The organism is Haloarchaeobius caseinilyticus (genome assembly GCF_051207395.1).
Taxonomy (GTDB): domain Archaea; phylum Halobacteriota; class Halobacteria; order Halobacteriales; family Natrialbaceae; genus Haloarchaeobius.
In genome coordinates, this window is record NZ_JBPJZC010000002.1 from 217,400 (window position 1) to 229,005 (window position 11,606).

At 65.2% G+C, this 11,606-nt stretch carries 17 protein-coding genes; 5 read left to right on the top strand and 12 right to left on the bottom strand.

From position 1 onward, the window contains the following. Positions 1-154: 154 nt before the first annotated feature. Positions 155-433, top strand: coding sequence for an Asp-tRNA(Asn)/Glu-tRNA(Gln) amidotransferase subunit GatC (gatC, locus tag ACSC1P_RS12380; protein ID WP_435360496.1), 279 nt, complete (start codon positions 155-157; stop codon positions 431-433). Continuing rightward, a complete protein-coding gene (gene gatA / locus ACSC1P_RS12385; protein ID WP_435360497.1) occupies positions 430-1,695 on the top strand; it encodes an Asp-tRNA(Asn)/Glu-tRNA(Gln) amidotransferase subunit GatA in 1,266 nt (421 codons plus the stop codon). The genes gatC and gatA overlap by 4 nt, the downstream gene beginning before the upstream one ends. A gap of 36 nt (positions 1,696-1,731) precedes the next feature. On the opposite strand, the gene ACSC1P_RS12390 is transcribed toward gatA, so the two are convergent. Continuing rightward, entirely contained in the window at positions 1,732-2,295 is a 564-nt protein-coding gene (locus ACSC1P_RS12390; RefSeq protein WP_435360498.1) for a hypothetical protein, read from the bottom strand. A 152-nt stretch (positions 2,296-2,447) separates the two neighbouring features. Here ACSC1P_RS12390 and ACSC1P_RS12395 point away from each other — a divergent pair, with 152 nt between their 5' ends. After that, complete coding sequence (locus ACSC1P_RS12395; RefSeq protein WP_435360499.1) at positions 2,448-2,852, top strand: DUF8048 family protein; 405 nt, start codon at positions 2,448-2,450, stop codon at positions 2,850-2,852. 87 nt (positions 2,853-2,939) lie between these two features. On the opposite strand, the gene ACSC1P_RS12400 is transcribed toward ACSC1P_RS12395, so the two are convergent. Both ACSC1P_RS12400 and ACSC1P_RS12405 read right to left on the bottom strand, forming a co-directional pair. Then, positions 2,940-3,290 (bottom strand): helix-turn-helix transcriptional regulator, encoded by a 351-nt coding sequence (locus ACSC1P_RS12400; RefSeq protein ID WP_435360500.1) that lies wholly within the window; start codon positions 3,288-3,290, stop codon positions 2,940-2,942. Between the two features lie 57 nt (positions 3,291-3,347). After that, on the bottom strand, positions 3,348-4,094 hold the full coding sequence (locus ACSC1P_RS12405; protein ID WP_435360501.1) for an NRDE family protein: 747 nt from the start codon (positions 4,092-4,094) through the stop codon (positions 3,348-3,350). A 71-nt stretch (positions 4,095-4,165) separates the two neighbouring features. Here ACSC1P_RS12405 and ACSC1P_RS12410 point away from each other — a divergent pair, with 71 nt between their 5' ends. Further along, positions 4,166-4,630: a pantetheine-phosphate adenylyltransferase gene (locus tag ACSC1P_RS12410; RefSeq protein WP_435360502.1), complete on the top strand. Its 465-nt coding sequence runs from the start codon at positions 4,166-4,168 to the stop codon at positions 4,628-4,630. A 19-nt stretch (positions 4,631-4,649) separates the two neighbouring features. Here the strand turns inward: ACSC1P_RS12410 and menE are convergent, their stop codons facing one another. The 8 genes from menE to ACSC1P_RS12450 all read right to left on the bottom strand — a co-directional run bounded on the left by menE (position 4,650) and on the right by ACSC1P_RS12450 (position 10,310). Next, the gene (gene menE, locus ACSC1P_RS12415) at positions 4,650-6,182 is read right to left on the bottom strand and encodes an o-succinylbenzoate--CoA ligase (RefSeq protein ID WP_435360538.1); all 1,533 of its coding nucleotides are present in this window, start codon (positions 6,180-6,182) and stop codon (positions 4,650-4,652) included. Continuing rightward, the gene (gene menC, locus ACSC1P_RS12420) at positions 6,179-7,219 is read right to left on the bottom strand and encodes an o-succinylbenzoate synthase (protein ID WP_435360503.1); all 1,041 of its coding nucleotides are present in this window, start codon (positions 7,217-7,219) and stop codon (positions 6,179-6,181) included. The genes menE and menC overlap by 4 nt, the downstream gene beginning before the upstream one ends. Further along, a complete protein-coding gene (locus ACSC1P_RS12425; RefSeq protein WP_435360504.1) occupies positions 7,219-8,187 on the bottom strand; it encodes a 1,4-dihydroxy-2-naphthoate polyprenyltransferase in 969 nt (322 codons plus the stop codon). Before ACSC1P_RS12425 ends, menC begins: the two co-directional genes overlap by 1 nt. Positions 8,188-8,262: 75 nt before the next feature. Continuing rightward, on the bottom strand, positions 8,263-8,439 hold the full coding sequence (locus ACSC1P_RS12430) for a hypothetical protein (RefSeq protein ID WP_435360505.1): 177 nt from the start codon (positions 8,437-8,439) through the stop codon (positions 8,263-8,265). 74 nt (positions 8,440-8,513) lie between these two features. Further along, on the bottom strand, positions 8,514-9,113 hold the full coding sequence (locus tag ACSC1P_RS12435; protein WP_435360506.1) for a hypothetical protein: 600 nt from the start codon (positions 9,111-9,113) through the stop codon (positions 8,514-8,516). Between the two features lie 40 nt (positions 9,114-9,153). Then, entirely contained in the window at positions 9,154-9,519 is a 366-nt protein-coding gene (gene crcB / locus ACSC1P_RS12440; RefSeq protein WP_435360507.1) for a fluoride efflux transporter CrcB, read from the bottom strand. Further along, positions 9,519-9,929, bottom strand: coding sequence for a fluoride efflux transporter FluC (locus tag ACSC1P_RS12445; RefSeq protein WP_435360508.1), 411 nt, complete (start codon positions 9,927-9,929; stop codon positions 9,519-9,521). The genes crcB and ACSC1P_RS12445 overlap by 1 nt, the downstream gene beginning before the upstream one ends. Positions 9,930-10,091: 162 nt before the next feature. After that, positions 10,092-10,310 (bottom strand): DUF7120 family protein, encoded by a 219-nt coding sequence (locus ACSC1P_RS12450; RefSeq protein WP_435360509.1) that lies wholly within the window; start codon positions 10,308-10,310, stop codon positions 10,092-10,094. Positions 10,311-10,454: 144 nt separating this feature from the next. Here ACSC1P_RS12450 and ACSC1P_RS12455 point away from each other — a divergent pair, with 144 nt between their 5' ends. Further along, positions 10,455-11,051, top strand: a complete 597-nt coding sequence (locus tag ACSC1P_RS12455; protein ID WP_435360510.1) for a sulfite oxidase-like oxidoreductase — start codon at positions 10,455-10,457, stop codon at positions 11,049-11,051. 24 nt (positions 11,052-11,075) lie between these two features. Here ACSC1P_RS12455 and ACSC1P_RS12460 read toward each other — a convergent pair whose 3' ends face one another. Further along, positions 11,076-11,600, bottom strand: a complete 525-nt coding sequence (locus ACSC1P_RS12460; RefSeq protein ID WP_435360511.1) for a hypothetical protein — start codon at positions 11,598-11,600, stop codon at positions 11,076-11,078. Positions 11,601-11,606 lie beyond the last annotated feature (6 nt).

Consider the following 11,606-nt stretch of genomic DNA (forward strand, 5'->3'; position numbering starts at 1 on the left):
ATCGGTGAAAATAATTCGGAATCCGAAACGATGTTTTCCGATGCAGTAACCGATTGGTAACTGTGTCGGTCAGCCTCGTCGTGGCTGGTCGTAGAAGTGCCCGACCCGGTGCGGTATCGAAACCCTTACTCGGACCAGTCGAGTCCATCCGAGCATGAGCGACACGTCCGCCACCCCAGACGACGTTCGACACGTCGCGGACCTGGCACGCGTCGACCTCGACGAGGACGAGGCCGACGAGTTCGCCGCACAGTTCGCGGACATCCTCGACTACTTCGACGCACTCGACGAGGTACCCGAGGTCGACCACGAGGCAGACCTCGTGAACGTCATGCGTCCCGACGAGGAACGCGAGTGCCTCTCGCACGAGGACGCACTGCGCAACGCCGAAGCAACCGAAGACGGCTACTTCAAGGGGCCGAACGTCTCATGAGCGGCATCTTCATCACCGAAGAAGAGATTTCCGGCGACGACGACGGCCCGCTTTCGGGCACCACCGTCGCCGTCAAGGACAACATCTCGACCGACGGCGTCCGCACGACCTGCGGGTCGGCCATGCTCGACGACTACGTCCCGCCGTACGACGCCACCGTCGTCTCCCGCCTCAAGGAGGCAGGTGTGACCATCGTTGGCAAGGCCAACATGGACGAGTTCGGGATGGGCACGACCACGGAAACGTCCGCCTTCGGCCCGACCGAGAACCCGGCCGCCGAGGGGCGCGTCCCCGGTGGCTCCTCCGGTGGCTCCGCCGCGGCGGTCGCCGCTGGCGAAGCCGACCTCGCACTCGGGTCCGACACTGGCGGCTCCATCCGCTGTCCCGCCGCGTTCTGTGGCGTCGTCGGCATCAAACCGACGTACGGACTCGTCTCGCGTTACGGGCTCGTCGCCTACGCGAACTCCCTGGAACAGATCGGCCCGCTCGCGCCGGACGTGGAATCCGCCGCCGAACTGCTCGACGTCATCTCCGGCCCGGACGAGCGCGACGGCACGACCCGTGAGGAAGGCGCGGATTCGGACTACGCCGCGGCCGCCGACGGCGACGTCGAGGGCCTCAGCATCGGCGTCCCGACCGAACTGGTGGACGGGGCCGACGAAGGCGTGAAAGAACAGTTCTACGCCGCACTCGACGAACTCGAAGCACAGGGAGCCGAGTACCACGAAGTCTCGCTCGAATCCGTCGAGTACGCCGTGCAAGCGTACTACGTCATCGCGATGTCCGAAGCCTCTTCGAACCTCGCACGGTTCGACGGCGTCCGCTACGGCCACTCTGGGGGCTACGACGGCAACTGGAACGAAGTGTTCGGTAAAGCCCGCGAGGAAGGCTTCGGCCCCGAGGTCAAGCGCCGCGTTCTCCTCGGCACCTACGCCCTCTCCGCCGGCTACCACGACAAGTACTACAAGAAGGCGCAGGACGCTCGTGCGTGGGTCGAACAGGACTTCGACGCCGCCTTCGAGGACGCCGACGTGCTGGCCTCGCCGACGATGCCGGTCCCGCCGATGAAACTCGGCGAGTCCCTCTCGGACCCGCTGAAGATGTATCTCGCCGACGCGAACACGGTCCCGGTCAACCTCGCCAACCTCCCGGCCATCTCGGTCCCGGCTGGCGAAACCGACGGCCTGCCGGTCGGCCTGCAACTCATCGGGCAGCAGTTCGACGAAGAGACGATTATTCGGGCTGGCAGCGCGCTGGCCTGAAACGAATCGCACCGTTTCTGCAGACAGCGTTCGTTTTTACTCGGTACACTCGACGAGTGCCCGCACGTCACTCGTCCGTGGGTCTTCGTCCTCCATGTTCGACTCGACTCGATAGACGGCGGACTCGCCGACGAAGTAGTTGAAGTGGTGCTTCACGTCGCCGTGGGTCGTCCGGGTGCCACTACCTTCCTTCGTGTACATCACCTGCGTATCCCCGTGGACGAGGAAGCCGCCGTCGACGGATTCGACGGTAACCTGTCGTTGTTCGGTATCGATGGTCTCGACGGTCTGGTCGACCAGCACGTCGTTGACGGCGTAGGCGTGTTCGAACGTCCGGACGTACTCCTCGACCGAGTTCGTGGTGAGTTCTGACGGTTTGTCCGGGTACCCCGGCGGCGAAGGTCCAGACGAGGGGTCGTCCGGTGTCGGCCGGACGACCGCACCGGGGTCGCAGGCGGGTTCGCTGGTCCCGGTCGTCGTGTCCGCCGTGGTTGCCGCTGTTGGCTCGGGAGCCTCCGTCGCGTTCCCCTCGTCGCCCAGTGACGAACAGCCCGCGAATAGGACCAGTCCCAGCGACGAACAGACCTCTCTTCGTTTCATACATGTTCGCTCGGCAAGTTGTCGTAAGTGTCTTCTGCTCGTGGTTGACCCCCGAAAGCTTTGGTAGCCAACCAAAATCATTATGACACTACTCATGTATTCTCTCGCAAGTACTGCTCGTCGCCGGGCGACGAGATGGGAGGTGACTACGTATGCGAATTGCCAAAGACACTGACGTAGCGTTCGACGAGTTCTCCCGAGCGTGTGACCGTGTAGAAGCGTACTTCGGCGACCTCGTCGACGACGTGGCACTGCACGCACCGGTCTCACGCCGCCAACTCGTCGCAGTCCTCGCACGGGCCCAGCTCTCGGGCTGGAGCGAAAGCACCGCGAAACTCCGCGAGGAGGGCGAACTCGTCTACCAGTCGAACGACGAGAGCCTGTTCTGGCTCGACGGCTCGTTCTGGCGCGGACTGCGCGACGACCACAACCTGACGCCGGACGAGGGCCGGGCGGCCCGTGAAGTCCACCGGCGCATCATCGAGGCCATCGACGGCGACGTGGGCTACTACAACCGCGAACGGGACCCGTACGTGCTCGTCGAACGGCGGGAGTAGCCGAGGAAAAACGGCAGTTTCGACTGCGGTGTAATTTCTGTGTGTTTCGAACGAAACAGCGTGAAGAACGGCCGACGCGCTGACTGATTACTGGTACGCGAGGTTCATGATCCACTGCGTGAAGGCGTCGCTCTGGGGGTCGGCCTCCTCCTCACCGATGAAGGGCGAGAGCATGTCACCGGCCATCAGCAGACCGAATTCGAGGTCGGCCGCGATGGGCTGGATGAAGTAGGTGTTGTGCCCGTTGTAGATGGTCTCCTCGCGGTCGACGAGTTCTTTCGCGACGAGCGATTCGACGATGCGCGAGCCTTTGCGCGAGGACACGTCGAGTTCCTTCCAGAAGTCACTCTGGTGGATGCCGCCGGACTCGCGGACGAGTTCCAGGCCAGCCAGTTCGTCGTCCGTGAGTTCTTCTTCGGAGACGCTCACGGCGACCACCCCGACATCGTCGTAGCAGGCATGGGTATCACGTCCGATATTGCTCTTTCGACCCGCTTAAAGGTGCCCTTCGAGGTCGACGGGTTCGTGTTTCGTGACACACGGCGGGCCGTCTGCCCACCGATAGTCGACCGTCTCGCCGACGACGATGAGCGACGAGGACCGGGTACCGTAGCGGCCATCGGGGTCGTGAACACAAACGCCGAAGTCGTGGTCGCCGAGGACCGTCGCAGCGCGGTCGCGCCACTGGGCCGCGGTCTCGCCGTCTCTCGGTTCGAGTTCGGACCGCACGTCGCGGGCGTTCTGTGCCTGTTCACGGCCGAACTCGGCCCGATACTCGGGAATCTCGAACGTGTCGTCCGCGCCGACGTTGACGACGACGTGGACGCCCGGGTCGAGGTCGGTCCGGCAGAGGTCGCCGTCCCACTCGAACAAGATTGCCGAATCGGCGTCCGCGACGACGAGGTTGAAGCCGTCGTACTCGTGTTCCGCTACTGCCGACTCGACGAGGTCGGCCGCCGCCGCGGCGCTCGGCTGGTCGAGCGCGTCACGGACGAGCAGGCCGCGAGAGCGTTCGCCCGCGAGTTCCGCGTCGACCCAGCGATTCGTGATGCCGACGAACAGACCGTGTTCGGAGACGCCGATCCACGTGCCACCGGCCTCTTCGTCAGTCGGCGCGGCGACGACGGGGTCGTGCGAGATGATGCTGGGCGGTCGTGCCGGTCGGTCGAGGAGTTCGTCACGGTTCGCGGCGACGACGACGGGTTCCTCGAACACCCGCCAAGCGAGGGTGAGAGTACACACAGGCCACTCTACGGGCGAAACAGAGAAAAACGTCCGGTAGCCGTATAGTCTCGCCGCCCCTACGGTTCTCCATGCGAGTCGCGGTTGCTGGCACGTTCGGGCCGATTCACGACGGACACCGTGAGCTGCTCGAAACGGCGCTCGAAGTCGGGGCTGGTGGTGTCGTGGTGGGACTGACGAGCGACGCCTACGCGAACGAATCGCGTGAGCGGACCGTCCTCCCGTTCGAATCACGCGAACGAGCACTGTCGCGTGAACTGGACGAACTCGACCTGTGGGGTCGCCCGCGAGAGATACGGAAAATCGCCGCCGAGGACGCCTTCGCAGCGACGGAAGCCGACCTCGACGCGCTCGTCGTCTCGCCCGAGACGTTCCCCGAAGTGCACGATATCAACGAGGCCCGCCGGGAGGCCGAGCTCCCAGAATTGGTCGCCATCGTCGTCCCGTTCGTCCTCGACGAACAGGGCGAACGCCTCTCCTCGACGCGAATCGTCGAAGGGGACGTCGACGAACACGGTGGGCTGGCACACCCGTGAACAGCAGTGTTTCGAGGAGTCAGTCGCCTAACCGTTCTCTGACTGCCTCACGGTCGATCGTCCCGGAGGCAGTTCGTGGGAGTTCTCGTGCGAACCTGACCGTCTTCGGGACCTCGTAATCCGCGAGTCGTTCTCGACACCACACACGGACTGTTTCTTCGCTCAGTTCGGCTTCGCCTGCCGTCGGGACGACCAGTGCGGCGACACGTTCGCCCCACTCAGCATCCGCGAGTCCGACGACGGCCACGTCCCCGACTTTTGGGTGGTCTCGAATCGCGCTGGCGACCAGTTCGGGGTCGACGTTCTCGCCGCCAGAGACGATTCTGTCGTCGGCCCGGCCGGTGACCCAGAGTCGCCCGTCCACATCGCGGTGGCCGAGGTCGCCCGTGTGAAATCCGTGTTCTGAGAAGGCTGCGTCGGTGTGTTCGTCGTCCAGATAGCCCGGCGTCACGGTCGGCCCACTGACCACGAGTTCACCTGTTTCGCCCACGTCGCAGTGGCTTCCGTCGGCGGCGAGGACGCGGACCTGCGTGTTCACGAGCGGTTGGCCGACCGTGTCGGGGAACTCGGCGACCTGTTCGGGCGTCGCCGTGGCGATTTGTGAGGAAGCCTCGGTCATCCCGTAGGTGGGGAAGACGGGCACGCCAGCCGCTAGCGCCCGGTCGAGTAGTTCTCGACTCGCGGCGGCCCCGCCGAGCAGGACGAATCGCAGGTGCTCGGGCGGCGACCAGCCGTCGTCGAGCAGTCGTCGGAGCATCGTCGGAACGAGCGAGACGCCAGTAATCTGGTGCTCGTCGATGACCCGGGCGATCGATTCGGGGTCGAACGCCGACTGCACGACGGCGGTCGTCCCGTAGAGCATGCTTCGCACGACCGGCGCGAGGCCGCCCATGTGGTACATCGGGAGACAGACCAGCCAGCGGTCCCGGCGGGTGATTCCGAGTCGGAACGCGGAGGCGGTCGCACTGGCCACGAGGTTCCCGAGCGTGAGTCGGACACCCTTCGGGCGGCCGGTCGTCCCGGAGGTGAACATGAGCAGTGTCTCGGTGTCGCGGGTGAGTCGCGATGGGCGTGCGTATGCGTCCCCTCCGGAGAGTGGTTCGACAGCGTCGTCTTCCGGGTCGTCCACGCTGGCGACCGGACAGTCCGCGGGCGCGACCGACCGTGCGAGAACTTCTGTCTCGGACTCGCAGACGAGCAGGCCGAGGTCGGCCCGCGACGCCGCGACCGTGAGTTCGTCGGCCGAATTGCGAACGTTGAGCGGCACGAGCGTCACCCCGCGACGCATGGCTGCAAACAGGAGCATCACGTACTCGGGGCGAGTGTCGAGGAGGACGCCGATGCGGCCGCCGTCGCCGCTGCCGGCGTCTGCCGTGTACGATTCGATATGCTGCGTCATCGTGTCGACCGCGGCGTCGAGTTCGTGGACAGCCCACTCCTCGCCGGTGTCGGCGTCCACGAGTGCGGTTCGCTCGGGGGTCGTCCCCGCCCGAATCGCCAGCAGGTCTTTCGTCGGCCAATCCACGGCGCTTGGAACGCCGGCCCCAGTCACTCGTCCCACACCCCACGAACACCCAGTCCAGGTCCGTCCGGCACCGCAATCGTCCCGCCTTCGACCGGGCATGGGTCCGGTCCAACGTCGGTCGACAGCCATTCGGCAGTCGCCAAGCCACTGGGCAAGACGCCCGGCAGCGACGCCGCGAGGTGGACCGCCCCAGTTCTGGCGACCACCGCGTCGATGGTCGTCGTGACGACCGTCGCGACGTGTTGCTCCTGCGCGGCGAGTGCGGCTTTTCGAGCGCGGTCGACCCCGCCGAGGGCCATCGGTTTCAGGACCAGCACGTCGGCGGCACCGGCCGCCAACACGGATTCGACCGAGTGCGCGGCGAGCGACTCGTCCAGTGCCACGCCGACTGGGCCACCGCGCTGTCGGAGCGCTTCGTGCCCGGTCAAGTCGTCCGCTGGCAGCGGTTGCTCGACGAACTCGACACCTTCCTCTGCGAAGGCGTCGAAGGCGGTATCGGCCTGCTCAGCGGACCACGCGCCGTTGGCGTCGGCACGAATCGTCACGCCGTCGCCGACGGCCTCGCGAACTGCCCGAACGCGTTCAACGTCGGTTTCTACGTCCCGGACACCGACTTTCAGCTTCACACAGGCGAAGCCCTCGGCGACGGCCGACTCCGCGGCTCTCGCGGTGTCCTGGGGCGCGGAATCACCAACTGTCGCGTTGACCGGGACCACGTCTTTCGTTGCTCGCCGGCCGAGAATCTTGTACAGCGGGCGGTCGTGCTGCTTCGCTCGGAAGTCCGCGAGCGCGAGCGAGACGCCGTGTCTCGCCGCGGGGTTCGCCGCGAGGTCGTCCCGAAGGGCCGCCTCGTCGGCCTGCAACCTCTCCACTGCGTCGGCGACAGCTGCTCGGCAGTCGGCCAGCGACTCGGTCCAGCCGGGCAGCGGCGTCGCCTCGCCGTAGCCGACGTGTTCGCCGTCGCTAACCCGGACGAGGACGCCCTCGCGTTCGGTCATCTCGCCGCGGGCCGTAGCGAGTGGCTGCGAGAGTGACACCGCGAACTCCCTGCTCTCGGCGTCCATCAGAGGACCCCCGTGAGCGCGAAGCCGATGCCGAACAAGACCGCGTACAGGGCGAGCAACTGGCCGACGCGCTCCAGCGCCGGATTGAGTGCTTCGCCCTCGGTCCGAGAGAGAACAGTCTGTGTCACCGAGGCCGCCAGCGGGAGTGACAGCAGCGGCGCGAGCACGGTCGCAGGCACGTCGTAGGCGACGACGAGCACGAGCGGAATCACGTACGCGAGTGCGAGCATGGCGACGAACTCGGTGCGGGCGAAGCCGTAGCCGAATCGCACTGCGAGCGTCGTCTTGCCGGTCTGCGAGTCCTCTTCCTTGTCACGGACGTTGTTCACCACGAGGATGTTCGTCGAGATGGCCGCGATGGGCAGACTGGCTAGGAACGCGATGGTGAGCGTGGTGTCGGCCATCGGCGCGAGTCCGGTCGCGAGCGGGCCGTAACTTGCTGCTGCTGCGGCTGCCTGCACGTAGTACGTCCCAACGACGGCGACGACCCCGAAGAAGACGAACACGAAGAGGTCGCCGAGACCGTTGTAGCCGAGCGGGTACGGGCCGCCGGTGTAGGCGACGCCGGAGGCCACCGAGAGGAGGCCGATGACGAGAATGGGCACGCCGCCGACCCAGACGAGATACGTGCCAGAGACGATGGCGAGTGCGAAGGTGAGCGCCATCGCCTGTTTGACCTCCTCTGGTTCGATGAGGCCAGACTGGGTGACTCTGGTAAAGCCCTGTCTGTCGTCGGTGTCTGCGCCCTGAATCGCGTCGTAGTAGTCGTTCGCGAAGTTCGTCCCTACCTGAATCAGTGCCGCTCCGACGAAGGCCATAAGTGCCGGGAGCGGCCGAAACACGTCGCCGTAGAGGGCCACGGCCGTCCCGACGATGACGGGAGCGGCGGCGGCTGGCAACGTCTGTGGCCGGGCCGCCATCACCCACGCCTTCGTGCGGGAGATGTCGGCGGTCGCGCTGTCGGTCATTGCCTGCGGCTTGGGCCCGTATCGGTAAAAAGGAGTGCTGATTCGATAGCGACTGAAAGACGGACGTGTCTTTCACTATCCGCGTCTCCAGAACAGATACAGCATCGAGAGCGTGCAAGCGAACGCAACGACTGTCTGGAAGGTGTCCAAATTCGAGTTCCAGTGGCCCGTCTCAAAGAACAGTAGCAGTCGCAGCACGAACGTCGTGAACGCCAGCACGGCGACGACGAGGAAGGCCCACCGGAGTGTCATTCAGAAGTACGGAACAGTGGACGGGACGTAACGTCCAGCCCTCAAACCGTTGGGAACACGAGCAAGTGACTGCCTTAGCCTAGCCAGGTCCATCCGGTCATGACGACCTCGCCATCACGACCACACGGTCGGTCGGTGTCGGCGTCGTACTGCCCGTCCCCGTTCTCGTCCGACATTGCGACGACGGCGACCCACTCGCCGCGGACTTCGCGGTCGAGTTCGAGCGGATTGCCGTCCACTGCGACGGCCTGGTCGGTCCAGTCGAGTTCGGTTCCGACCGTCTCGGTCCCGGCGAAAGCGACGAACATGACGCCTGCGTCGTCGTCGAGCATGTATCCGAGACTCACCGTGCCCGGTTCCCAACCGTTCGGCGGTCGGTAGAACGCGACCGACGAGATACCGCACTGGGTCGGCTCACCGAGGTCGCTGGCAAGGTCTGGCGGCGACCCGGACTCGGAAATCGTCGTCCGCGTCGTCCCAACCGTACCGGTGTGCGTCACTGGCGTGTCGATGGTCGCAGTCGGCGTCTCGGTCGGGGTGGCAGTCGGTTCGTCGGTCGTCGGCGCTGCACCCGGCCCGCCACTCGTCCCGGCGACACAGCCGGCAGAGACGAGCAGCAGGGCACAGAGGAGCGCGGAGAGGGCTCGCTTCACGGCTGTGAGTCGTACTGGCACCTGCTTAAGAACGTGTCAAGCTGAAAAACGGATTGCACCCTCAGAGGGCACCGGCGACGGCCCAGCCGAAACCGACTGCAGTCAGTGAGAACACGAGGCTCGCCGTCGCGTTGGCGACTGCGGCACGCTTCTTCCCGTCGTACCAGCGGTCCACAGTCTCGAAGCCGAAACTGGAGAAGGTCGTGAACGCGCCGGAGGCTCCGGTTCCGGCAAACAGCAGCGCGTCGTTGCCAGGGTCGAACGCCGTCAGGAAGCCGAGGACGAAACTCCCGACGACGTTCACGGTGAACGTCGCCGTCGGCACCGCGTCGCCCTCGCGCTTCAACTGAGCGTACACCCAGTGGCGCAAGAGCGCACCGGCCGCACCGCCGAGACCGACGAGATACGGGGCGGGAATCGACGCCATCAGTCGGCCACCTCCGCCGCGAACGAGAGTGCGACCCAGCGACCGAGGACGACCCCGAGGAATCCGAGTGCGTAGTTCGCGCCGACGTTGCCGACCGCGACGGCGAGCGAGTCGCTCGCGGCGTCGGCCGTTTGGACGGCGAAGGTGCTGTACGTCGTAAACGAGGAGAGGAACCCGGTGCCGACGGCGACCCGTAGCTGTCGGGAGAACACGCCGACGTACACCTCTTCGTAGAGGACGAACCCGAGCAGGACACAGCCTGCGACGTTCGCAGCGAGCGTGCCGAAGAGTCCGGTCGGGAGTGTCCCGAGGGCCACGTCGAGGACGTAGCGCAGATTCGCTCCGGCGAACCCACCTAGTGCGACGAGCGCCAGCGTCTCGACGGTTCGAAGTGGGTGGTCCTCGGTCATCCTCGGGGAGTCCAGTCCGCTGTCACAAAAAGCCGCCGAGTCATCGTCCGTGCCGAGGCGTGCCCACACGGTCGCTGCTTGCCGGCGTGGCCAGCGCTGGCCGGCGTGAAGAGAGAGGAGAAAGGACGGTTACTCGGCGATACGTCGCCTGAAATCGGCTGCTTAGAAGACGTACTCGTCTTCGTGGCCCATCATCCCGTCGTCTTCGAACCCGCTGCCGGGTTCGTCGTCGTCGATGGGTCCGGAGGTTTTGTACGCTTTCAGCCCGGTAGAGAGCAGGTCTTCGATGGCTTCCTCACGGTTGACGAACTCGCCACGTTCGACCATCTGGGCGATCTGCATCTCCAGGTGTTCCGGGACGTTGATCTCGACTTTCGGCATGAGTGGTTGGGCTTTCGATGATGGTGTATTTAAGCCTGTTGGGGAGGTCTCCCGGGCGTACAAGACCCCTCGTCAACCTGACGACTCTCTCCACGGGCGACCGCTTCCGTCACGCCTACAGTCACCCGTCCACGACACTCCTGCATGACCGTCAGAGATGTGACCGACCTCTACGAGGAGTTCGGCGACGACCGCCTCCCGCCGGGCCAGCGTGAGACCTCGAAGTTCCCCGTGCTCTCGAAGAGCGGGACGCCGCAGTGGGACCCGGAGACGTGGGAATTCACCGTGACGGGTGCGGTCGACGAGGAACTATCCTTCTCGTGGGAGGAATTTCAGGACCTTCGGAGCGAGACACAGCAACAGGACTTCCACTGCGTGACCGGCTGGTCGAAGTTCGACTGTGAGTTCACGGGCGTCACCTTCCCCACGCTGGCCGAACTCGCTGGCGTCGACGACGACGCGACCCACGTCATGTTCTCGGGCCTCGACGACTACACAACTGACCTGCCGCTCGACCAGTGCATGCGCGACGAAGTCATGTTCACGTGGGCGTTCGACGGCGAAGACCTCGCCCGAGACCACGGTGGGCCGCTTCGAGTCGTCACCCCGCACCGCTACGCCTACAAGGGCGCGAAGTGGGTCGACGGCGTCGAGTTCCTCACCGATCCAGAGCGTGGCTACTGGGAACTTCGCGGGTACTCCGACTCGGCGAACCCGTGGGAAGAAGAGCGCTACAGCTAATCGTCACGCTCGTTCGGACTCGATTCACCCCGGAATCGGGACGACTGTCTCGCCCGCTAGCACGATTCGCACGAGATACGTCTTGTCGTCGTGTTCGAGGTAGTACCGTGCCAGGTACTGTGGCGGCTCGACCGTCATCCCCTGTTCTGTCCAGCGCGCTCGATGTTCGTCCCATCGGGTCTCGTGTCGTTTCTCCAGCTGTGAGGCAAGCGACGCGAGTGGTTTGCTGTTCCCACAGACCTTGTACGACTCCGATGAGACTGCCGCCTCGATGGCGTCACGCTCGGCTTCGGTCACCGAATCTGACGAGACTGGTGGCGTCTCGCCGAGCGAGTCGGCGTACGGTGGCTCTCTGAGTTCGAGAATCGAGTACCCTGCTGCACACGCCGCGGTGGTCGACGATGGTGCGACTCTGTAGGTTGTACTCGAACTGGGTTGGTCACTTGCCGCCGGGTTTCCGCCGCTACCCGAGTCGTCGAGACAGCCTGCCAGCGAGACCGTCGTCGTGGTTGCAGCACCGAGTGTGACGAGGAGATGACGGCGGCGCATATCGCG